Origin of the sequence: Tenacibaculum aiptasiae, assembly GCF_008806755.1 — a bacterium.
GTDB lineage: Bacteria > Bacteroidota > Bacteroidia > Flavobacteriales > Flavobacteriaceae > Polaribacter > Polaribacter aiptasiae.
Genome location: NZ_WAAU01000014.1, coordinates 207 through 22,890 on the forward strand (window position 1 = coordinate 207; position 22,684 = coordinate 22,890).

19 protein-coding genes and 1 tRNA gene are annotated in these 22,684 nt (G+C 30.5%); 13 read left to right on the top strand and 7 right to left on the bottom strand.

The window, feature by feature from the left end; all coding sequences use genetic code 11:
- From F7018_RS09585 to F7018_RS09595, 3 genes are all read left to right on the top strand, one after another.
- The coding region (locus F7018_RS09585) for a T9SS type B sorting domain-containing protein (protein WP_175578702.1) at positions 1-1,713 on the top strand (1,713 nt) is incomplete at its 5' end.
- Between the two features lie 23 nt (positions 1,714-1,736).
- Entirely contained in the window at positions 1,737-2,657 is a 921-nt protein-coding gene (locus F7018_RS09590) for a PorP/SprF family type IX secretion system membrane protein (RefSeq protein ID WP_150899849.1), read from the top strand.
- A gap of 10 nt (positions 2,658-2,667) precedes the next feature.
- Complete coding sequence (locus F7018_RS09595) at positions 2,668-4,596, top strand: OmpA family protein (RefSeq protein WP_150899850.1); 1,929 nt, start codon at positions 2,668-2,670, stop codon at positions 4,594-4,596.
- A 117-nt stretch (positions 4,597-4,713) separates the two neighbouring features.
- Here the strand turns inward: F7018_RS09595 and F7018_RS09600 are convergent, their stop codons facing one another.
- From F7018_RS09600 to F7018_RS09620, 5 genes are all read right to left on the bottom strand, one after another.
- Complete coding sequence (locus tag F7018_RS09600; RefSeq protein ID WP_150899851.1) at positions 4,714-5,535, bottom strand: hypothetical protein; 822 nt, start codon at positions 5,533-5,535, stop codon at positions 4,714-4,716.
- A 2-nt stretch (positions 5,536-5,537) separates the two neighbouring features.
- Complete coding sequence (locus F7018_RS09605; protein ID WP_150899852.1) at positions 5,538-6,203, bottom strand: DinB family protein; 666 nt, start codon at positions 6,201-6,203, stop codon at positions 5,538-5,540.
- A gap of 46 nt (positions 6,204-6,249) precedes the next feature.
- A complete protein-coding gene (locus F7018_RS09610; protein WP_150899853.1) occupies positions 6,250-6,705 on the bottom strand; it encodes a nuclear transport factor 2-like protein in 456 nt (151 codons plus the stop codon).
- 168 nt (positions 6,706-6,873) lie between these two features.
- A tRNA-Ile gene (locus tag F7018_RS09615) sits at positions 6,874-6,947 on the bottom strand.
- Between the two features lie 51 nt (positions 6,948-6,998).
- Entirely contained in the window at positions 6,999-7,970 is a 972-nt protein-coding gene (locus tag F7018_RS09620; RefSeq protein ID WP_150899854.1) for a polyprenyl synthetase family protein, read from the bottom strand.
- A gap of 126 nt (positions 7,971-8,096) precedes the next feature.
- Here F7018_RS09620 and F7018_RS09625 point away from each other — a divergent pair, with 126 nt between their 5' ends.
- From F7018_RS09625 to F7018_RS09640, 4 genes are all read left to right on the top strand, one after another.
- Positions 8,097-8,702 carry a TetR/AcrR family transcriptional regulator gene (locus tag F7018_RS09625; RefSeq protein WP_150899855.1) on the top strand — a complete coding sequence of 202 codons (606 nt, stop codon included), beginning with the start codon at positions 8,097-8,099 and terminating at the stop codon, positions 8,700-8,702.
- 132 nt (positions 8,703-8,834) lie between these two features.
- Positions 8,835-10,157, top strand: a complete 1,323-nt coding sequence (locus F7018_RS09630) for a TolC family protein (protein ID WP_150899856.1) — start codon at positions 8,835-8,837, stop codon at positions 10,155-10,157.
- A 13-nt stretch (positions 10,158-10,170) separates the two neighbouring features.
- Positions 10,171-11,352 carry an efflux RND transporter periplasmic adaptor subunit gene (locus F7018_RS09635; RefSeq protein ID WP_150899857.1) on the top strand — a complete coding sequence of 394 codons (1,182 nt, stop codon included), beginning with the start codon at positions 10,171-10,173 and terminating at the stop codon, positions 11,350-11,352.
- A 23-nt stretch (positions 11,353-11,375) separates the two neighbouring features.
- On the top strand, positions 11,376-14,837 hold the full coding sequence (locus F7018_RS09640) for an efflux RND transporter permease subunit (RefSeq protein ID WP_150899858.1): 3,462 nt from the start codon (positions 11,376-11,378) through the stop codon (positions 14,835-14,837).
- 84 nt (positions 14,838-14,921) lie between these two features.
- Here F7018_RS09640 and F7018_RS09645 read toward each other — a convergent pair whose 3' ends face one another.
- Entirely contained in the window at positions 14,922-17,249 is a 2,328-nt protein-coding gene (locus tag F7018_RS09645; RefSeq protein WP_150899859.1) for an outer membrane beta-barrel family protein, read from the bottom strand.
- Positions 17,250-17,460: 211 nt separating this feature from the next.
- On the opposite strand from F7018_RS09645, the gene F7018_RS09650 reads away from it, so the two are divergent.
- Genes F7018_RS09650 through F7018_RS09660 form a run of 3 tightly spaced genes read left to right on the top strand, consistent with a single transcriptional unit; the run spans position 17,461 to position 19,751 of the window.
- Positions 17,461-18,540, top strand: coding sequence for a sensor histidine kinase (locus F7018_RS09650; RefSeq protein WP_246175135.1), 1,080 nt, complete (start codon positions 17,461-17,463; stop codon positions 18,538-18,540).
- Between the two features lie 6 nt (positions 18,541-18,546).
- The gene (locus tag F7018_RS09655) at positions 18,547-19,260 is read left to right on the top strand and encodes a LytR/AlgR family response regulator transcription factor (protein WP_150899860.1); all 714 of its coding nucleotides are present in this window, start codon (positions 18,547-18,549) and stop codon (positions 19,258-19,260) included.
- Positions 19,261-19,277: 17 nt separating this feature from the next.
- The gene (locus F7018_RS09660; protein ID WP_150899861.1) at positions 19,278-19,751 is read left to right on the top strand and encodes a regulatory protein RecX; all 474 of its coding nucleotides are present in this window, start codon (positions 19,278-19,280) and stop codon (positions 19,749-19,751) included.
- Here the strand turns inward: F7018_RS09660 and F7018_RS09665 are convergent.
- Positions 19,735-20,262 (bottom strand): hypothetical protein, encoded by a 528-nt coding sequence (locus F7018_RS09665; RefSeq protein ID WP_150899862.1) that lies wholly within the window; start codon positions 20,260-20,262, stop codon positions 19,735-19,737. The two genes, F7018_RS09660 and F7018_RS09665, sit on opposite strands and share 17 nt — an antisense overlap.
- 182 nt (positions 20,263-20,444) lie before the next feature.
- Between F7018_RS09665 and F7018_RS09670 the strand changes: the two genes are divergently transcribed.
- The 3 genes from F7018_RS09670 to F7018_RS09680 all read left to right on the top strand — a co-directional run bounded on the left by F7018_RS09670 (position 20,445) and on the right by F7018_RS09680 (position 22,682).
- Positions 20,445-21,413 carry an NAD-dependent epimerase/dehydratase family protein gene (locus F7018_RS09670; RefSeq protein WP_150899863.1) on the top strand — a complete coding sequence of 323 codons (969 nt, stop codon included), beginning with the start codon at positions 20,445-20,447 and terminating at the stop codon, positions 21,411-21,413.
- Positions 21,414-21,523: 110 nt separating this feature from the next.
- Complete coding sequence (locus tag F7018_RS09675) at positions 21,524-22,114, top strand: thioredoxin family protein (RefSeq protein ID WP_150899864.1); 591 nt, start codon at positions 21,524-21,526, stop codon at positions 22,112-22,114.
- A 91-nt stretch (positions 22,115-22,205) separates the two neighbouring features.
- Positions 22,206-22,682 carry an ABC transporter ATPase gene (locus F7018_RS09680; protein WP_150899865.1) on the top strand — a complete coding sequence of 159 codons (477 nt, stop codon included), beginning with the start codon at positions 22,206-22,208 and terminating at the stop codon, positions 22,680-22,682.
- Positions 22,683-22,684 lie beyond the last annotated feature (2 nt).

Genomic DNA, 22,684 nt, shown 5'->3' on the forward strand with positions numbered 1-22,684 from the left:
TCAAGTACGACAGTTTGTAAAGACGGCGCAGTAACTCTAAATGTAGCAGCTAGTGGAGGAGTAGGAAGTTTAACTTATCAATGGCAATCGTCAACAAGTTTAGCAGGACCTTATAGTGATGTAACCAGTGGAACAGGAGGCACAACAGCGAGTTATAGTCCAGTAACTTCAACCGAAGGAACTTTATATTATCAAGTAGTAGTTAGCAATGCAGGAACAGGATGTACGAGTGTTACTAGTAGTAAATCAACAGTTGTTGTTGGAAAGTGTACTGATTTGAGCTTGATTAAAACAGTTGATAACTTAACTCCAAATGTAGGTGACGTTGTTACATTTACTTTAGAAATAAATAACCAAGGACCTAGTGTAGCAAATGATGTTAGTGTAGAAGATATTTTGCCTTCTGGTTATGAGAATATAACACAGATAAGTAGTGGGGGTGTTTTAAATGGAAGCAAAATTGCTTGGAGTGGTTTAACAATAACCACTTCAGGAATTAACTTAACATATAAAGCAACTGTTAAGGCTCCTACAGGAGTAGCAAATGAGTATAAAAATGTAGCTCAGATTACTGCAAGTGATAGTGGAGATATAGATAGTAATGTAAATAATGATGATGGAGATCAAAGTGAAGATGACGAAGATAGTATTGTTGTTATTCCTCAGGTAGTTGATTTAAGTTTACAAAAAACTATTAGTAACTCAATGCCAAATGTTGGTGATATAGTCACTTTTACAATTGATTTAAATAATTCAGGTGCTAATACAGCAACAGGTGTAAGTGTAGAAGACGTTTTACCAGTTGGTTATGAGAATATAACTTCGATTACGAATGGAGGAGTTCTAATTGGAAATAAAATTACTTGGTCTAATCTGACGGTAACTAGCTCAGGATTGCAATTAACATATGATGCTATAATAAAGGCTCCAACAGGAATTGTAGATGAATATAAAAATATAGCACAAGTAATTAAAAGTGATCAATATGATACCGATAGTGAGGTGGATAATGATGATGGAGATCAGAGTGAAGATGATGAAGGTAGTGTCGAAATCTTATTACAAGGTGTAGATTTGGCTTTAATAAAAGAAGTGGATAATCTTGAGCCTAGAGCTAATACTAATGTTATGTTTACTATTACTTTAACCAATAATGGTCCAGGTGTTGCGACCAATATTGAGATAGAAGAAGTTTTACCAGATGGATATGAGTTTGTTTCTTATACAGCTAGTTCTGGAACTTACGATGATATAATTGGACTGTGGCAAATACCTACGCTTAATCCAAATGAAACAATCAAATTATATTTAACTGTAAAAGTAAAATCCTCAGGAGACTATTTGAATATTGTTAATGTGTCTAATTTAGATCAGTTTGATAGTGATTCTTCAAATAATTCTTCATCAGCTAGTGTAACTCCTATTTGTTTAACAGTGTTTAATGAGTTTTCACCTAATGATGATGATACAGTCAATAGTAGGTTTAAAATAGATTGTATAGAGAAGTACCCAAATAATACGCTAGAAATTTTTAATAGATGGGGGAATTTGGTTTATAAGAAGAAAGGTTATGATAATACTTGGGATGGTACTTCAAATGGAAGAGCAACTGTAGAAAAAGACGTTAAACTACCAGTAGGAACTTATTACTATGTATTAAGCTTAGGGAATAATGAAAAGCCAATTGTAGGCTGGTTGTACATTAACAGGTAAAAATAATTTGAATAGAAAAAGATATGAATAATTCACATTTTAAAATAATAACTATAATTTTCTTACTACTGACTCTTGAAGTGTATTCCCAGCAAGATCCGCAGTATACACAATATATGTATAATACAATGAGTGTAAATCCAGCTTATGTTGGGTCAAGAGGGCATACTACTATTACTGCTTTAGGTAGAACGCAATGGGTGGGAGTTGATGGAGCTCCTGATACCCAAACGTTGAGTTATGATACACCATTAGGATATTCAGGAGTAGGGTTAGGGGTAAATCTAACTAATGATAATATAGGACCCTCTAGTGAAATTTATTTGGATGTTAATGTTTCTTATACAGTAAGAACTAGTGATGAAGGAAATTTAGCTTTTGGATTAAAATTAGGAGGAAGACATTTGAATATTGATTGGTCAAAAGGAATTTCTGAAAATCCTGATATCTTATTTGAAAGTAACGTGAATAAATTTTTACCTACTATAGGGGCAGGAATCTATTATCACAAACCTAAATGGTATATGGGGGTAGCAGTTCCAAATATTTTAAGAACTACTCATTACGATGATACTTTTAATGGAGGAGACGAAGCTGAAGAACGATTGCATTTCTTTTTGATAGGAGGATATGTTTTTGATTTAAGCGAACGTATAAAATTTAAACCTGCAGCTCTAGCTAAGGTGGTGAATGGAGCTCCGATTTCAATCGATTTATCTGCAAATGTTTTGTTTAATGAAAAGTTCAGAGTAGGACTAGCATGGAGATGGGACGATTCTATTAGTGCTCTATTAGGATTACAAGCATCAAAAGGATTGCACATTGGGTTTGCTTACGATTTAACAACTACTAATTATAGGAATTATAATTCTGGTACTTATGAACTGATGTTGCGTTATGAGATTTTTAAACCAAACGTATTGAAATCACCAAGATTCTTTTAAAGCTTAGAAAATGAAAAAAATTATAATCATAGTAATTTTACTAAACACGGTTTTAGGATATTCTCAAAGGAAATATGCGGCCAATAGATATTTTAAGGAATATGCATATAAAAAGGCTGCTGAATTGTATGAGTCAATATATCAAAAAGGAGATACTTCAATGGCAGTAATAAGCAGATTGGGAGATGCTTATTATTTCAATACAGAATCAACAGAAGCAGAAAAATGGTATGCTTTATTGATGGAAAAACATGAAGCGATTGTTTTACCAGAATACATTTTTAGATACGCACAGGTTTTAAAAAGTAATGGCAAAGTTGAAGAGTCTGATACTTGGTTGAGAAAATTAAAAAAAGTAAAGAATACCGATAGTAGGGCTATAGCTTTGGAAAATAATAAAGATTACTTTGTGAATTATTCGAAGAAGAAAAAAACGTTTGTAAATATTAATAACCTGTCATCAAATACAGCGTATTCCGATTTTGGAGGATTTATTTTTAATAATAAATTATACTTCGCATCTACAAAACCCCAAGGAACTAAGTTTGATAAAAACTTATACAAATGGAATAATCAACCTTTTTTAAATATTTACGAAGCAGAAGAAGCATTCAATGATGAAAGTGAATTGATAGATGTGTCAGGTGTAAAGAAGTTGAAATCGATTAACACTCGTTATCATGAATCTAATGTAATTATTACTAGAGATGGGAAAACAATGTATTTTACTAGAGACAATTATAATGATGATAAATTAAAAGGAGATAAAAATAGTATAACACATTTAAAAATATTCAAGGCTGAGAATATAAAAGGAGAATGGAAAAATGTAAAAGAATTACCATTTAATGCAGATGGATTTTCGTGTGGGCATCCAGCTTTAAGTCCGGATGAGAAAACGTTATATTTTGTTTCTGATATGCCCGGAGGAATTGGAGCAACAGATATTTATAAAGTAAATATTTTAGATAATGACGGTTATAGTAAGCCAGAAAATTTAGGTAATATAATAAATACAGAAGGGAGAGAAATGTTTCCATATGTAGGAATGGATGGAACATTATATTTTTCATCTGACGGTCATTTAGGATTGGGAGCTTTAGATGTTTTTGAATCAAGGAGTCAGGATAATTCTTTTTCAAAACCAGTTAATTTAGGAGCTCCGGTAAATGGAAGTTTGGATGATTTTGCATTTGTAATAAATGATGAAAAAACAAGTGGTTTCTTTTCGTCAAATAGAAAAGGAGGAAAAGGAGATGATGATATTTATAGTTATATGATTTATAACTGTAAAGAAAGTATCAAAGGAGTTGTAACAGCAGTAGGTACAAATGAACCTATTGAAAATGCTACGGTAAAACTGATTGATGAGAAAGGAAATGTTTTAAAATCAGAAAGAACAAATGAAGATGGAAGTTATATTTTTGATGAAATAGATTGTGAGAAAAAGTTTGTTGTTATAGCCTCAAAAGAAGATTATAGAAATGACCAAAAAGAAGTACAAACACTTGATGTTAACAAAAAAACAATTATAACTAATTTACAATTAGAATCGTTAATTGTGGAAGATCAAATAGTAATTAATCCTATATACTTTGATTTTGATTTGTATAACATTCGAGAAGATGCGGAGTATGAGTTAGAACACATTGTTTCAGTTATGAAAAATAATCCAGAAATGATTATCAAAATAGAATCTCATACCGATAGTAGAGGAACAAAAAAGTATAACAAGCAATTATCAAAAAGAAGAGCGATTTCTACAAAAAACTATATTATTTCAAGAGGTATTTCAGAAGAAAGAATAGAAAGTGCCATTGGTTATGGAGAAGAACAATTATTAAACAATTGTGATGATTTAAATCAAAATAAATGTACAGAAGAAGAACATCAAAAAAACAGAAGGTCTTATTTTTATATAGTGAATCTTGAAAAGTAATTAAGTTCTTTAATTAGGTTTAAATGCATAAAAAAAGCTTTACTATTTCTAGTAAAGCTTTGAGTGTGTTGTGCTTGTTTGGTTGTTAACTCTCTACTGAAAAAATAAAAAGTATTTTTATAAATCGTAGTATTCTTTCAATACAATATTTTTGTTCTGAGTTAGCCTTTTCAATTCACTTAAAATATAATATCTATGCATAAAACCACATAGAACAACAATTCTCTTTCCTTGGTTTTGTTCAGAAATTCGCATAATATTTTTAGCCATCGTCTGATTTCTTAAATCCCAAAAATCACCAGCTAGTTTATATCCATCTCTATAACTAATTTTTTCTCCATTAGGTTTAGTGTGAAAATGTGTAGCAAATTCTTCTCTGCTATTTGTGATTTTTTTCAACATCTGATATTGATAATATTGTCTTTCTGCACAAATACTATCCGTTTTTGAATTGTTGAAGTTTTCAGGGGATTTTGCAGCTAAATCAATTAAAGGTAAAATAAGTGCTTTGTATTTGTTATGAATTTTAGCTTCCGATTCAGATAATAAACCAGCCTTGTTTAAACTATCTAAAAGTCTTGTGGTGAATTTATCTGTTGGACGCGAACCGATATTAATTCGATATTGATTTCTTCCTTCAAACTCATAGGGTCTTAACTTGGTGTTTGGGTGTTTTTCAACATACATTTCTGAGGCCATTCCTTCATTGCTTTTTAAATCAACTTTATGTCTAAAATCAGGAGTAAATGCAGCGGAATCTAATTCACGTAATATAAAATCAGGTTTTACATCTTCTAATATATTGAATAGAATTTCTGAATTAAAATTAGGCTCAGGATTGTGTAAAGCACCAATAACAATAATCTCTGTTGTTTTTTCTGTTTTACAAGAAAAAAAAGTGATTAAGGAGAATAATAGTATGAGTAATGTTTTGTTCATTTTTAGTTTTTCTTACTAGATGGAAGACGTTTTTTTATAAACTTAAATTGTCCGTTGTGGTTTGATTCATGTTCACATACGTGGAACCATTTGCAGTAATTATTTGTAGGTCCCCATGGCCAATTTTTATCTACTTTCATTAGCCACTCATCGTCTCGTTTTGCAAATTCTTTAAGGGTGTGTTCTCTTACTTTTTCTAGCTTTTCAAGATAGAATTCTAAGTTATTTCCTTTAATTTTTTTACGGGCTTTGTCTCCAAGTCCTGAAGCAATGCTCCAATTATCCTTATCCTCTTGATCCCAATCACCCCATTCTCTTCCTTCAAAAGTATGGATTTGATAAAACCTTTCTGTAGCAGCTAAATGCCATAGCATAGCACCGATTGAGTTTGCATTATCATCAACTAAATAATCCAAATCGCTTACACTCATTCCTTTTACAGGTAGTAAAATTACCATTCGCATCCAGTCCATCATAGAAACGAGCGTACCTATTTGAGGAGAAAAACCTTTTTTAGGGCCAATAACATTAATGTCGTTTGTGCTTCCCATTAAGGGAGCTGCTGAGATATCTTGTGGGAAACTTAACAAACTTCCTGCTCCGAGAGTAAATAAAGATGATTTTTTAATAAAGTCTCTACGACTAGATTTTTCTTGTAGTTTTTTCATAAAATTTATTGTTAAATATATAGTGGTTTTTGTTTTTGGGGTGTAATTACCAATATTCAAATATTCTAAAAATTTTTCCTTTTTTAAATTCAAAAAGCGTCATTTTAGGTTCTTCATCTTTAAGTTTACCATTTTTGTTAATAATATAGCTTCTTTGAACAACTGCAGCGTTTAAACCAATTATTTTATTTACAATTTTCACAGCAGTTTCTTCTCCTTTGTAACCACCATTTTTTTGGTTTCTAACATATCCATTATATAAATCTTCACGGGTATAGGTGCCTCCGTATTTTGGATGTATGTAGGTGAAATCGTCAGAGAAAAGTTCAAAAATTTTATCGACATCTTCAATTTTTGAATTGGCTTGAAATACTTTTAGGTTTAAATCATAGTATTTCTGGATTATGGTATTTAGTGAGTCTTTATGTGTTTTTGTTGCATTTTGTGCTATAGCTTGATTTAATGTCCATAGAATTAAAAAAGATGAAAAGAATATTCTCATAAAAGAATTTGTGTAAGGTAATTGTGTGTTTAGGGCAACCAATTTAATAAATACAGAAATAAAAGAGTGTTAAATAAATCTTATTCTATAAAAGGAAAAGTAAGATGAATTGTTGTTTGTTTTACACTTAAAAACAAAAAAGCCTCACTAAAAGTGAAGCTTTAAAGGTGGTCCCACATGGGCTCGAACCATGGACCCCCTGATTATGAGTCAGGTGCTCTAACCAACTGAGCTATAGGACCGGTTAAATTGGGATGCAAAAATAAAAACTTTTTTGAATAAAATGCAATTTTTTACACTTTTCTGTTCATTAAATTTTCACCAAACATACGTAACCCCCCTTTAGCATCCTCGCTAATGTTTAAGTGAGTTAAACATTCAAAAGACTTATTAGTGTAATACTCAATAAGTTCGTGAGTTTGTTTAGGGATGTCATTGTCAGAAAAAATACTAGTAACCGTCTTTATTTTTTCTGAAATATTTTCTTGATTTTCGTTATAAAGAGCAAAAAGTTTCTGCTTATCATCGTTATTTGCTACTTCTAAAGCTTTCAAATAAAGAAAAGTTTTCTTATTTTCAATGATATCTCCACCAACTTGTTTACCAAAAGTTTTAGGATCACCGTAGGTGTCTAAATAATCGTCTTGTAATTGAAAAGCAATACCTAAATTTAAACCATAGTTATATAAATGTTGTGCCTGTTCTTCATCAGCTTCAGCAACAATAGCTCCCATTTTTAAGGCAGCAGCAACTAAAACAGAAGTTTTTAGAGTAATCATTTTGATGTATTCTTCAATAGTAACATCGTTTCTAGTTTCAAAATCAACATCTAATTGTTGTCCGTCACAAACTTCAAGAGCGGTTTTACTAAAAAGTTGAGCTAATTTTTGGAAAATAGCAGGAGGATAGTTCTCAAAATACTGATAAGCTAAAATTAGCATAGCATCTCCAGATAAAATTCCTGTATTAATATCCCATTTTTCATGAACAGTTTCGTTTCCTCTTCTTAGAGGAGCATCGTCCATAATATCGTCATGAACTAAAGTAAAATTATGAAAGACTTCAACAGCTAATGCAGCTGGCATAGCCTGAGAGAAGTTCCCTGAAAAAATATCAGAAGCAATAAGTGTAAGAATAGGACGAATTCTTTTACCGCCTAGTTGAAGTATATAGTCTATTGGTTCGTAAAGATTCTTTGGTTCTCTAACAATTTTTTGAGATTCTAAATAAGTTAAAAAGTCTGATTGATATTGTAATATGTCCAAATCTAAAATTTTTTGTAAAAATAAGGTAAACTTAAATTCTATACTTAAGAGAATGTTAAAAAATCTTTAAAACTCTGGAAACTTTTTTTGTTTCTAAAGTTTCCTGACGTACCTTTGCCCAGAATTATGAGAGATAAAATATTAGAAAAGGCAGGGCAAATGTTTTTGAACTATGGGTTCAAAAGTGTAACGATGGACGATATTGCAGGTGATTTGGCAATATCAAAGAAGACGCTATATAAGTATTTTTCAAACAAATCAGATTTGGTAGATGCTTCTATAGAAGCAGTTCAGAAAGCAATTGATGATACTATTATGTTAATAAAAGAACAAAAGTATAATGCAATTGAAGAAGAGTTTGCTGTAAAGAAGGTTTTTAAAGAAATGTTTAAAAATGCGAAGACCTCACCAATGTTTCAGTTAAAAAAATATTATCCAGAATCGTATACAAATCTTATAGAAAGAGAAGTGTGTATGTTCAGAGATTGTAATAGCGATAATTTAGAAAAGGGGATTGAACAAGGTTTATATAGACCAGAAATAAAAAAGGAATTAGTAACAAACTTCTATTTCACATTAATATTCGGAATTTTTGATAGCGATTATTACGGAGAAAGAATGGATGAACTGATGAAGGTAGAGTACGAAGTATTAGAATATCATATACGAGCCATTGCTACTAAAAAAGGATTAGAAGTTTTAGAAAGAGAATTAAAAAATAACACCATATAAGTACATAATAAAAGAAAATTAATATTTCAAAGTATTCTTTTTAATTTCTCCTAAAGGAATAGTAAAACAAAAGGATACTTATTAAGCAGGGATTAAAAGTTAAAACACCAAATACAAAACTATTAGGAATACATGAGAAGAATAATTTATGCAGTTTGCATATTCTTTTTTGCATTGAGTTCAAATGCTCAAGAAAAAGAAATGAGTTTATCTATGAGAGAAGCCATACAATTTGCAATAAAGAATAGCTATAATAACAAAGTTGCTTTGAACGATATTGAGGCAGCCAAAAAACGAAAATGGGAGACTACCGCTATAGGTTTTCCTCAAATTAGCGGAGTGATAAACTATCAAAATAATTTAAAGCAACAATTCCCAGGAGTCGATTTTAATGGAGATGGAACTGTAGATTTTGGAGCAAAACATAATGTTACAGGAACGGTTACTTTAGATCAGTTATTGTTTGATGGATCGTATTTAGTAGGATTACAATCAGCAAGAACCTATTTAAAAATTTCGGAACAAGCTAAAGAAAAAACTGAATTAGCTACCAGAGAAGCAGTTATCAATGCTTATGGAAATGTGTTAGTAGCTGAAGAGCGTATTGAAATTTTGAAAGGAAATAAGAAAACTGTAGATCGTCAATTAAAAGGAGCAGTTGAAGGATTTAAACAAGGATTGACAGAGGAAGAAACTGTTGAGCAATTCAAAATTACGCAGGGAAACATTATTAGTCAACAACGTAATGCTGATAGAAATAGAGAGATTGCTTATCAGATGTTAAACTTATCGTTAGGGAATCCTATCAATACGAAATTGAAATTAACTGATAGTTTAGATGACTTAGTTGTAAATAATACGGATTTAAACTTATTGGCACAATCGTTTAATCTTAAAAATCATATAGATTTTAGAATAGCTGAAAACGACAGAGAGGCTAAGCGTTTGTTAATGAAATTAGAAAAAAATAAAGCTTTGCCAACTGTAAGAGCCTATGTAAACTATTCAAGATTAGCAAATGCAGATAGTTTTAACTTTTTTAATTCATCTCAAGATTGGATTTCAACTTCAGTTTTTGGAGTAGGTATAAACATTCCAATTTTTAGTTCTTTAGGAAGAAGTGCAAAAACAGCTCAAGCAAAAATAGCATTAGAAAGTGCTGACATTCGTTTAGCAGAAACGAAGCAAAAATTAAATCTACAAGCAGAGCAAGCTCAAAGCAATTACCAATTGAGTATAGAAAATTATGAAACTGCTAAGAAGAACTTAGCATTAGCAACACGTATTGAGCGTAAGCAAAAAATAAAGTTTGATGAAGGGGTTACAACTAGTATCGATTTATTATCGGCACGTAATCAGTTGTACTCTCAACAAAACAACTACTTACAGTCAATATTAAATATTATTAGCAACAAAGCTAAATTAGATAACGCATTAAACACACCAATAAAATAAAAAGTCAACTATAATGAGAAAAATATATTCAATAGTATTACTAACCGCACTTTTAGCTTCTTGTGGAGGAAATAAAGGGCAGTCTATTCAAGATGTAATTGCTACCAATGATTTAGCTCAAATAAGAACAAAAAAGGCTGAGTTAGATACAAAACAACAAGAATTAGCCGCAGAGATAAAGCAGTTAAACGATAAGATTTCTGAATTAGATACGAACAAAAAAATACCTTTAATTACAGTGTTTTCTGCTAAAACAGAAGATTTTGTTCACTACTTAGAATTACAGGGTGATGTTCAAACAAAACAAAATGTTTTAGTGTATCCAGAAATGGCAGGACAATTAGTAAGCATTTATGTAAAAGAAGGTCAAAGAGTAGTTAAAGGACAAGCTTTAGCAAAAATAGATGATGGAGGTTTAGGAAATCAAGTAGCACAGGTAGAAGCGCAAGCTGCTTTAGCTAAGACAACTTACGAACGTCAAAAAAGATTATGGGAACAAAAGATTGGTTCTGAAATTCAGTATTTACAAGCAAAAACTTCATATGAAGCACAAAAGAATGCTGTTGATCAGTTAAAGAGACAGTTAGGGAAATCTGTAATCAAAGCACCATTTACAGGAGTTATTGACGATGTAATTAAAGAGCAAGGAACAGTAGTAGCACCAGGAGTGGGAGCTGAAGTATTTAGAATCGTGAACTTAGGTGATATGTATATTGAAACTGATGTTCCTGAAAGCTATATTACTTCAATCAAAAAAGGAAAAAGTGTTGAGGTTGAGTTCCCGATTTTAGGAAAATCATTACATTCTAAGATTCGTCAAGCAGGAAACTTTATCAATCCAGCTAACAGAACTTTTAAAGTAGAAATTGGTGTTCCAAATAAAGACAGAAGCATCAAGCCAAACTTAACTGCGAAGTTAAAAATCAACGATTATACAAATCCAAAAGCGATTTTAATACCACAAAGTATTATTTCTGAAAATGCAAAAGGAGAGCAGTATATCTATTTAGTAAAAGATATTAAAGATCAAAAAGGAACTGCTAAACAAGCAATTATTACTACTGGGAAAACTCAAGGAGATGTAATTGAAGTTTTAACAGGAGTAGAAAATGGAGCTCAAATTGTAGAAGAAGGTGCTCGTAGTGTAAAAGATGGACAAGAAGTAAAAATCTTAGCAGCTACTAAAGCAAAATAATCAACTAAAGATTACAAGTTAACATGACTGAGAAACAAAAAAAACAAGTCGATAAAGAATTCGGTTTATCCTCTTGGGCAATTAATAATAAGACAACCATTTATGTAATGATGGTAATGATACTTATTATGGGTATTTCTGCCTTCTTAAGTATGCCAAGAGAGAACTTTCCGGAAATTAGAGAAACTAAAATTTATATTAGTTCATTATATCCAGGAAATACAGCTGAAGATATAGAAAAACTAATTACCGATCCGTTAGAAGATAAATTAAAAACGGTAAGTAATGTAGTAGAAATTACATCAACTTCGCAAGAAGATTATTCGATGGTAGTTGTTGAGTTTGATGAAAATATTACAGTAGATCAAGCAAAGCAGAAGGTAAAGGATGAGATTGATCAAGAAACTTCAGGTGAAGACTGGCCAACTTTTAACGGGGCTAAAGTAGAGCCTAATGTGTTTGAGTTGAGTATGTCTGAAGAAATGCCAATTTTAAATATTAATATTTCTGGTGATTACCCAGTAGATAAATTAAAAGAATTTGGTGAGTATTTAGAAGATGAAATAGAAGATTTAGACGAAATTAAAAAAGTAGATATCCGTGGTGCAGAAGAGAAAGAGGTTGAGATAGCTGTAGATATTTATAAAATGATGGCTGCTCAGGTAAGTTTCCAAGATATTATCAATTCGGTAAATGGAGGAAATTTAACAATGTCAGCTGGTAATTTAATTGCAAGTGGTCAACGTCGTACTATCCGAATTTTAGGAGAAATAGAAGATCCTCAAGAATTACAAAACTTTGTGGTAAAGTCTGAAAAAGGAAATTCTATTTATTTAAAAGATATCGCAAAAGTATCTTTTAAAGATAAAGATAAAACTACCTATGCACGTGAGTTTGGTGAAGCTGTGGTAATGCTAGATGTAAAGAAGCGTTCTGGTAAAAACATGGTAGAAGCAGCTGAAAAGATTCAAGAGATTGTAAAAGATGCTAAAGAAAATGTATTTCCAAGTAACTTAAAAGTTACCATTGCTAATGATCAATCATCTAAAACCATAGGACAAGTAGATGATTTAGTAAACAATATTATTTTCGGGGTAATCTTAGTAGTATTAGTACTAATGTTTTTCCTTGGATTTAAAAATGCATTATTCGTAGGATTTGCAATTCCAATGTCGATGTTCATGTCGTTAATGATCTTAAGTTGGTTAGGTTATACGATGAACACCATGATTCTTTTTGGATTAATTATGGGACTTGGAATGCTAGTAGATAACGGTATTGTAGTTGTAGAAAACGTATATCGTTTAATGGATGAAGGAATGCCAAGAATTGAAGCGGCTAAAAAAGGTATTGGAGAAATAGCTTTTCCTATTATCATTTCAACAGCAACTACGGTAGCGGCGTTTATTCCATTAGGAATGTGGCCAGGAGTTATGGGGCAGTTTATGATTTATTTCCCAGTAACATTATCGGTAGTATTAGGTTCGTCTTTATTCGTTGCAATTTTCTTTAACTCAGTAATGGTATCTCAGTTTATGAGTGTAGAAGATAAGAACATGCCATTAAAGAGAATTATTACCTTATCATCTATCATGGCAATAATAGGGTTGTTAATTGTCATTTTTGGAGGAGCTTACAGAGCTTTAGGTACAATTATGGTATTTACAGCGATTATGTTATGGGTATATAGAATTGCATTAAGACCTTGGGCAAATGCTTTTCAAAATAAAGTATTACCACGTTGGGAGCGTTTTTATGAAAGAGTATTAAGAGCATCTTTAAAAGGGTGGAGGCCTTTTGGAGTGAGTTTTGGAACTTTAATTTTGCTTTTTGTAGCAATGATAGGTTTTGTAATTTCATGTAATGAAGGTAGAACAAAAGTAGAATTCTTCCCAGACAATACACCTAACCAGATTATTGTTTATATAGAGTATCCTCAAGGAACAGATATTGAGAAAACAAATCTGATTATGAAAGATTTGGAAGAGCGTGTATACAATGTGTTGAATTCACCAGAATATATGCATGGAGACCATAATTTCTTAGTAGAAAGTGCTGTGTCACAAGTAGGGGCAGGATCTGGAAATCCACAAACAGATGGAGGTTCAACAGCAGAAATGCCACATAGAGGAAAAATTACTGCTTCAATGCGAGAGTATAAATACCGTGAAGGGGCAGATAGTAAAGAATTACAAAAGAAAGTAACAGAGGCATTAAAAGGAATCTATCCAGGTTTAGCAATTTCAGTTGAAAAAGAAGCGGTAGGACCACCAGCTGGATATCCTATTAATATTGAGTTAGAAGGGAAAGATTATTCTGAATTGATTAATACTGCTGAAAAAATGCGTGATTTTATCAATTCGAAAAGTATTGCAGGTATTGATGAGTTAAAGATTGATGTAAACAAGTCTAAACCATCAATGTTAGTAAATGTAGATCGTAAAAAAGCTGGAGAATTAGGGGTGAGTGCATCTCAAGTTGGTAGTCAATTACGTAATGCAATTTTCGGCTCTAAAGCTGGTATTTATAAAGAAGATGGTGAAGATTATGATATCTATGTGCGTTTTAATAAGGATAATAGGTATAATAAGAGTGCTATTTTCAATCAGAAAATAACGTTTAGAGATATGGCTTCAGGTCAGGTTAAAGAAATTCCTGTATCAGCAATTGCTAAACAATCAAATACTTCTGGGTTTAGTGCAATTAAACACAAACAATCTAAAAGAGTTGTAACCTTATACTCAGCATTAGCACCAGGATATACTGATGCAGCAGCAATTGTAGGGAAGATTGAAAGTGAAATGAAATCATTTACGGAGCAACCAGATACTGTTGAGATTCATTATACCGGTCAAATTGAAGAGCAGAACAAGCAAATGGCATTCTTAATGGGAGCATTCTTTGCAGGGTTAGGATTAATTTTCTTAATATTAATTTTTCAATTCAATTCAGTTTCTAAACCAGGAATTATCATGTTAGCGATTTTCTTAAGTTTAATTGGTGTATTTGGAGGGTTAATCATTACAGCAAAACCATTCGTAATTATGATGACAATGATGGGGATTATCTCATTAGCGGGTATTGTAGTAAATAATGGAGTGGTATTACTAGATTATACACAATTATTAATTGATAGAAAGAAAGTGGAGAATGGGATTGCTGAAAGCGATTATGTAGATGTTGAAACTTTAGGAGAAGCGGTAATTAGAGGAGGTAAAGCTCGTTTACGTCCAGTATTATTAACCGCTATTACAACAATCTTAGGGTTAATTCCATTAGCAACTGGATTCAATATTAACTTCTATACTTTGTTTAGTGAGTTTGATCCTCATATTTATATGGGAGGAGATAACGTAATTTTCTGGGGGCCATTAGCATGGACAGTAATTTACGGATTATTCATTGCAACATTCTTAACGTTAATTGTAGTCCCTATTTTATTCTACTTAATTACTAAGTTTAAAATGTGGTTACGTAGTTTATAATTAATTTTTGTTAACAATAAAGAATGGCTAAAAGTAAAACACTTTTAGCCATTCTTGCTTTTAAAGTTTTGGTTTAATTGTTTTTTAGTCAGGTAAGCGATCTCTATCTTTTTTAGTTCTATTAAATCGGTATGTAAAAGTGATTGATGTAAATCTACCAATAGGTCTACTATAGTTATTAGTAGTATAATTTTCACCAGTAATTAATTGTCTACTTACTCTAGAGTCTAAAATATTGTTCATATTTAAAGTTACGGTAGCTTTGTCTTCCCAAAAGTCTTTGCTAATTCCAATATTTGCTCTGTATTGAGCTTCAGTAAATATTTGTCCACTTTGTCTTTCTCCACGATAATTAAAACTAGATTGAATAGTTAGTTTAGAAAACTTCATTCTTGAATTTAAACGTGTAGACCATGTGCTATCATCTACAGTATATAGACCTCTTTGGTCAAAAGAAAAGTAATTAAATTCACTAGATAATCGCCACCATTTAAAAGGAGAGTATCGAATAGCTAATTCAGCACCAAACCTTTTTTCTGTACCCGAGTTAATTGGTTTTGATACTAAAGCTCCAAATGGATTGGGGGTTATTAAAGTTTCAAAAACATTTGTTGTTCTTTGGTAGTAAATAGATGGGTTTAAAGTGAATTTTTTCCATCGTTTTAATAAACCTAACTCAAAAGAGTTTGTGTACATAGGATTTAAATCTGGGTTACCAACACGGATGTTTCTTCTGTCTGAAATTCCTCCAAAAGGATTTAAGTGCCAAAAGCTTGGTCGTCTAATTCTTCTACTATAACTTACTTGTACATTGGTAGCTTGATTAAAATTATAAGTTAAATGAGCAGTTGGAAATAAATCGGTATAACTTTTAGAAGTTCTAAATTCATCTCTTCTATCAGTACTTCCTGTGTTTGCATGTTCGGCACGTAACCCTAATAAATACTGTAATTTGTTTTTTCTATTTCCATATTGGATATAGGCACCGTAAATACGTTCGTTATATTTTAATAAATTATTTAAAGTATCTACTACTACATTGTTATCCCAAACTTTATAGTCACTATCAATGTTTCTTATTTCACCCTTTATACCCATTTCAACATGTGATTTTTTTGTAATAGGGAGTTTAAAGTCAGATTGAAATAAGAAATCTTTACTACTTTCTATATCTCTACTTCTTAATAAGTTGATTGCTGAGGTAGTAGGAAATTGTTGTTGCTCTTCTACCGATTCGTTTTCATCATCATTCCAAAAGTCATATTGAAAATTCACTGTAAGTTTTTGTCCTTTTTTATCAAAGGTTTTTACATAGTTAAGCTCAATTTGATTGGCTTTTTGAGGTTCTCTATACGATTCATTTGAAGTAAGAATATTGTCAACTTGTTTTTGAGCATTTAAAAAGTTAAAGGTATAATCAACATTATTTTTGCTTGTGTTATTTCGGTAATAATAACTTAAGGTTAGTGTGTTTTTGTCGTTAATGTAATAATCACTTCCAAAATAAAGGTTAAATGTTCTACGACTTCTAGTGCTATTAGTAGTTCTGTTAGAAAAAGAAACAGGTACATTATTCGTAAAATTGGTTCTGTTTAAGTAACCGTTTCCGTCGAATGATAAATAACGATACCCGATATTAGAAAACAAATTAAACTTTTCTTTTTTATAATTAACATTATAATTAATACTATGATTATCTGGTATACCAGTGGTTAGTTGAAGAGAGCTTCCAAAGCGTCCCTTTTTATTCTTTTTCAAAATAATATTGATAATCCCTGCTGTTCCTTCAGCATCATATTTAGCAGATGGGTTGGTAATTACTTCTACTTTTTCAATGTTTTCTGAAGGAATAGATTCTAATCCGTTATTTGCTGTTAACACAGAAGGTCTACCATTAATTAAAATACGAACATTAGAATTACCACGTAAACTCACGGCTCCTTCAATATCAACATTAACAGAAGGAACATTGTTTAAAATGTCATTTACAGATCCTCCTTTTGATATTAAATCTTTTCCAACATTAAAAACACGTTTGTCTAATTTGTATTCGGTTGTAGATTTTTCAGCAACTATTTCAACTTCGTCTAGTGCTTCAGAGTCTTCTTGTAAAAATATAGTTTGAATTGATTGATTCTTAGTAAGTGAATAATTATTTATAGTATGACTTTTAAAGCCAATAAATTCAATTTTAACATTGTAGATTCCTTTTTTAGCTTTGATAGAAAACTCTCCTTTGCTATTAGTTGATTCGCCAGCAATCACATTGTTGTTTTCTGGATTGGTTAAAATTACAGTGGCAAATTCTAAGGGATGTTGCGTATTTTTTTCAACCACCTTACCAGTAAGGTTTATTTGAGCAGAAGTACCAATAGTACTTATTAATAAAAGAAGGAAGAGTATTTTTTTCATTTTGTTTGTTATTTGTATTGTGATGCAAATATGAATTGGTTTAAGAAGTTGAAGTTTAATAATCGACAAATGAGTTTAAAAAATCGACGTTTACAACTGTTTTAAAGAAGTAGAAGAGTTAGGGAGGTGAAATAGCTTGTTTAGGTGTTTAAAAACAAGTTTCGTCTATTTGTATTAGAAGTTGAAAGAATAGATTTTATTTTTGTTTTATATGGATGCACTACATAAATTTTCTGACCACATAAGAAAGAATCAATATTCTCGTCATGTTTTATTTTGGCTAATACTTTTTAGTTTAGATCTTTTAAGAGATGTGATAATTAATGATAAAGACCAACATTATACAATTATTGAAGCTTTAATTTTTAACTGTATAAGTTTTTTAACTCAAATATTAGCAGCTTATTTTGTAGCATATTTATGGATACCTAAATTCATAAAAACCAAAAAATACTTGTTATCAATACTAACTTTTTTATTGGCGTTTTATTTATTTGGGGTTTTAAGTAGGATCTTAGTGGTACACGTTGCAGAACCTTTTGTAAGAACGCCTCCATTTGAACAAGAGTCTATTCAGGAAATATTTTCAGATTATAGATGGCTAATGGCAAAATATATTCCTACTATTTTATTAAATGTTTTAGTGTTTGTCGCAGTGAAATATTATTTTGAAGATGAAAGAGAAAAGTCAAAAAAACTAGCTTTAGCTAAAGAGAAATCAGAAATAGAATTAAAGACTTTAAAAGGGCAGCTGAATCCTCACTTTTTATTCAATACATTAAATAATATTTATTCGCTTTCTGTGGTTAATTCACCTAAAACATCAACATCAATAAGTAAATTATCAGAGATTTTAGATCATGTATTGTACCGTTGTAATGGAAAATATGTGTTATTATCTAGTGAAATAGACTTGTTAAAAAACTTTATAGAATTAGAAAAGCTACGCTATGATGAAAGGTTAAAAGTTAGTTTTACAGAAAATATAGATAATGACATAGAAATTCCACCTTTAATACTATTGTCTTTGGTAGAAAACGCTTTTAAACACGGAGCGGGAGAAGATAGTGGTTCTCCAGAAATTGATATTGATATTTCAAGTAAAGATTTAAAGTTTCAATTTGTAATAACTAATACGGTAGTAGATGCTTATGAGGTTAAAGGAAAAGATAGTATAGGTTTGTCTAATATTAGAAAACAATTAGATTTAATATGTGGTAATAATTATGAGCTAGATGTTAAACCTAGTGAAAATAGATTTACTGTTACTTTAAAAATTAATCAAGAATAGAGAAATATGAAAATAAAGTGTTTGGTGGTAGACGATGAACCTTTAGCAATAAAATTGCTAGAAAAACATATTTCTAAAATTGATGCATTAGAAATAGTAGCTACATGTAATAATGCTATAAAAGCATTTGAAATATTAAATACTCAAGAAGTAGATTTGTTGTTTTTAGATATAAAAATGCCAAATTTAACAGGGATAGATTTTTTAAAAACATTAAAGAGTCCGCCAAAAACTATATTTACTACAGCATATAGAGATTATGCTATAGAAAGTTATGATTTGGGTGTGATAGATTATTTATTAAAGCCTATTACTTTCGAACGTTTTTTTAAGGCTGTAGATCGTTATTTAGGAGATCAAAAAAAACAATCACAATCAATTCAATATAAAGAAAAAGAAACAGATGATTTTATGTTGGTAAAATCGGGAAATAAACATCATAAAGTGATTATTAACGATATTCTATTTATTGAAAGTTTAAAAGACTATATAAAAATACATACAGCAGATAATAAAAGAATAGTTTCTAAATATAGAATTAGTGAAATTGAGCAGGAATTAAAAAAAGAGAATTTTTTAAGAGTTCACCGTTCTTACATTATAAATATTAATAAAATATCAGCTTTTACGGTTAATGATATAGAGGTAAATTCAACTGAAATTCCAATAGGGGCAAGTTATAAAGAAAAGGTGATATCTTTTTTAAATAACTGGAAATAGGATAGTACTTTTGTTCTATGAAGAAACAGGTTATTTCCGTTGAAGAAATAAAAAGAAAGTTGGAGAGTTTTTGTGTATATCAAGATAGGTGTCATAAAGAAGTAGAGAAAAAATTATCAGAATATAATTTAATTCCAGAGGCTAAGGATAGTATTTTACTACATCTATTACAAGAAAATTTTTTAAATGAAGAACGATTTTCTAAAAGTTTTGCTAGAGGCAAATTCAGAATTAAAAAATGGGGAAAGCAAAGAATAACTCGTGAACTTCAAATGAGAGATATTTCTACTTACAATATTAAAATAGCATTAAAAGAAATTGATGAAGAAGAGTATATGTCTACATTGTATTCTTTAGTGGAAAAGAAAAATAAATTAGTGTCTGAAACAAACTTATTTAAAAGAAGAAAAAAAGTAGCCGATTATTTATTATACAGAGGTTTTGAAAGTAATTTAGTTTACGAAGCTATTAATACTATTCAAAACTGTTAAATAAGCTATCCAATTTTACCGCTTTGTCAAAACGTTTTTTAGCATAAACAGCATTTATTTTATCATTCATACTACCAAAAAGAGAAAGCATTTTTTCAACTTGACTATTAACGTTTTTTGAAGATATAGAAGGAATATATGTCATGTCGGCAAGCCTTAAAACTTCATTTTCAAAAACATTAACACGAGCTTTAAAAGCTGGGGTTTTTAAAGTTTCAATATTTAAACTGTCTTTCAATTGTTTTGTTAAATCTTTTAGTTCTATAGCGTTGTTTAAAGCGTCAGTAGGACTAATATTTTTAAATTGAGCTAAAAATTCTTCAGTTATAAAATATTCTTTCCAGTTTCTAATTTCCTGTATAGACTCTTTGTCAAGTACTGTGTATTCAGCATGTTTTGCAGAAGTGTTAACATCTGTTTTCTGAATAGTTTCTTTATTATGATTTTTTTCTTTTTTACAAGAAGTAAAAACAATTAAAAAAGAAAATATAAGAATTTGAAAAGGTCTCATTAAACGATAAATTAAAAGTATAAAAGTACATATTTTACTTGATTTAAAAATGAAAATAGAATTATAAGTTTGTAATCAGGTAATTAAGTTCTTGTTTTGTTGATAGTTAAAAAAGTGTAAATATTTTTTGTGAAATATGAAATTTAATAACTTTGCCACACTATATTTTTGAATTATTAGAAATGAATGACACAATATTAGTTTTAGGAGCTTGTGGGCAAATAGGAACAGAATTAACACAACAATTACGTTCTATTTATGGTAATGATAATGTAATAGCTTCAGATATTAGAGAAGGAGGAAAAGAAATGATGAGTTCTGGTCCTTTTGAAATAATTGATGCAACTAGTCAGGAAGATATTTTTAAGGTAATTCAAAAATATAAGGTGAACCAAGTATACTTGATGGCAGCAATGTTGTCGGCAACAGCAGAAAAATATCCATTAAAGGGTTGGGATTTAAATATGACATCTTTATTAGCTGTTTTAGAGTTAGCAAGAGAAAAACATATTGAAAAAGTATACTGGCCAAGTTCAATGGCGTCTTTTGGACCTACATCGCCAAAAATTAATACACCACAACAAACAGTTATGGAGCCTTCAACAGTTTATGGGATTAGCAAAGTTGCAGGGGAACACTGGTGTAATTATTACCATGAAAAATATGGGGTTGATGTAAGAAGTATTCGTTATCCGGGAATTATAAGTTGGAAAACATTACCAGGAGGGGGTACAACAGATTATGCAGTTGATATCTACTTTGAAGCATTAAAAAAGGGAACTTTCGAATGTTTCTTATCAGAAAATACTCGTTTACCAATGATGTATATGAATGATGCTATTAAAGCAACAATACAGTTAATGCAAGCTGATGTTGAAAAAATAAAAACTAGAACTTCTTACAATTTATCAGCTATTAGTTTTACACCAAAAGAAATAGCTGAAGAAATTCAAAAATACATTCCTGAATTTACAATTTCTTATAACCCAGATTTTAGACAAGCAATTGCTGATAGCTGGCCTCAAATAATTGACGATACAGAAGCAAGAAAAGATTGGGGATGGCAGCATGAATATGATTTAGCATCGATGACTAAGGATATTATAAGTAATTTGAAATCTCTAGAAAGTCAAAAATTAGAGGAAGTGTAAGCTTCTAATCATCTTTACGTCTATATTATTCCGTTTTTGTAGTTCGTAACTTAGGTTACTGTATACATTAAGAGGAACTAGTACATTTGTAGTATAATAAGATTATTAAGATGAAAGAAATTATAGAAAGTAGTTTACAAAAAGCCATTTCATATCCTGAATATAGAACTCTTGTAAAAGAGTTGTTAGAACAAGGAAAGTCAACTGGATTAACTCAATCTGATGCCTTATTAAATTATAGTTTATTAAACGATAAAAGAATGAAGCGTTTAGATAAAACTATAAAAATTTCTGAAGAAACTATAGCAAAGGTTAAGGATGTAAAAGAACCACAAACTTGGTTGGTTTTAACAGAAGGTTGGTGTGGGGATGCGGCTCAGAATTTACCTGTTATTAATAAAATAGCAGAAGAAAATCCGAACATTCAATTAAAGTTAGTGTTAAGAGATGAAAACTTAGAATTAATGGATAAGTTTTTAACTAATGGAGGAAGGTCTATTCCTAAATTAATTGCATTAGATAAAGAAAATGAGGTGGTTAATACTTGGGGGCCAAGACCATCAATAGCTACTAAAATGGTTGCTGATTATAAGACTGAGCACGGAAGTTTAGATGCAGATTTTAAAAAAGATTTACAAGTTTGGTACAATAAAAATAAAGGGAATAATGTGCAAGAGGATATTCTTTCATTATTAAAATAATAACCCTTTTTTATAAAGTAAATCCTCTTCTTGAATCTTAACAAGAAGAGGATTTTGTTTTCTGTATATTTGCCGCACAGAAAGAATAATTATGTTAGTAGATTTCAATACGTTATCAGAAGAAGCTAAAGTTTGGATTTATCCATCTAGTAGAAAGTTTTATCCACAAGAAATAGAAGGTTTAAAGGAAAAACTAAAAACATTTTCAGAAGAGTGGAAGTCTGAAGAAGATTTTAAAGTGTCTTTTGAGTTAAGGTACAATCGATTTATTATTTTTTCTGTAGAAGACAATATACAGTTATCTAATGCGGAAATTGATAAGCAAGTAGCTTTTGTATTACAATTACAGCAAGAATACGATATTGAGTTATTAGATAAAATGAATGTTTGTTTTAAGCAAGGGGAATATACTCAATATAAAGAGCTAAAAGATTTTAAAAAATTAATAAAAAACAAATCTGTAACTGGTAAAACCATTGTTTTTGATAACTTAGTTCAAACAAAACACGAGTTAGATAATTATTGGGAAGTACCAATTACAGAGAGTTGGTATAGTCGTTTTCTTTAAAA

Bases quoted from the DNA above. Each gene is read 5' to 3' on its own strand.
- F7018_RS09640 (WP_150899858.1), top strand. From the start codon at position 11,376: ATGACTGAGAAACAAAAAAAACAAGTCGATAAAGAATTCGGTTTATCC.
- F7018_RS09650 (WP_246175135.1), top strand. From the start codon at position 17,461: ATGGATGCACTACATAAATTTTCTGACCACATAAGAAAGAATCAATAT.
- F7018_RS09675 (WP_150899864.1), top strand. From the start codon at position 21,524: ATGAAAGAAATTATAGAAAGTAGTTTACAAAAAGCCATTTCATATCCT.
- F7018_RS09670 (WP_150899863.1), top strand. From the start codon at position 20,445: ATGAATGACACAATATTAGTTTTAGGAGCTTGTGGGCAAATAGGAACA.
- F7018_RS09680 (WP_150899865.1), top strand. From the start codon at position 22,206: ATGTTAGTAGATTTCAATACGTTATCAGAAGAAGCTAAAGTTTGGATT.
- F7018_RS09590 (WP_150899849.1), top strand. From the start codon at position 1,737: ATGAATAATTCACATTTTAAAATAATAACTATAATTTTCTTACTACTG.
- F7018_RS09605 (WP_150899852.1), bottom strand. From the start codon at position 6,203: ATGAAAAAACTACAAGAAAAATCTAGTCGTAGAGACTTTATTAAAAAA.
- F7018_RS09630 (WP_150899856.1), top strand. From the start codon at position 8,835: ATGAGAAGAATAATTTATGCAGTTTGCATATTCTTTTTTGCATTGAGT.
- F7018_RS09625 (WP_150899855.1), top strand. From the start codon at position 8,097: ATGAGAGATAAAATATTAGAAAAGGCAGGGCAAATGTTTTTGAACTAT.
- F7018_RS09610 (WP_150899853.1), bottom strand. From the start codon at position 6,705: ATGAGAATATTCTTTTCATCTTTTTTAATTCTATGGACATTAAATCAA.
- F7018_RS09600 (WP_150899851.1), bottom strand. From the start codon at position 5,535: ATGAACAAAACATTACTCATACTATTATTCTCCTTAATCACTTTTTTT.
- F7018_RS09595 (WP_150899850.1), top strand. From the start codon at position 2,668: ATGAAAAAAATTATAATCATAGTAATTTTACTAAACACGGTTTTAGGA.
- F7018_RS09665 (WP_150899862.1), bottom strand. From the start codon at position 20,262: ATGAGACCTTTTCAAATTCTTATATTTTCTTTTTTAATTGTTTTTACT.
- F7018_RS09635 (WP_150899857.1), top strand. From the start codon at position 10,171: ATGAGAAAAATATATTCAATAGTATTACTAACCGCACTTTTAGCTTCT.
- F7018_RS09660 (WP_150899861.1), top strand. From the start codon at position 19,278: ATGAAGAAACAGGTTATTTCCGTTGAAGAAATAAAAAGAAAGTTGGAG.
- F7018_RS09645 (WP_150899859.1), bottom strand. From the start codon at position 17,249: ATGAAAAAAATACTCTTCCTTCTTTTATTAATAAGTACTATTGGTACT.
- F7018_RS09655 (WP_150899860.1), top strand. From the start codon at position 18,547: ATGAAAATAAAGTGTTTGGTGGTAGACGATGAACCTTTAGCAATAAAA.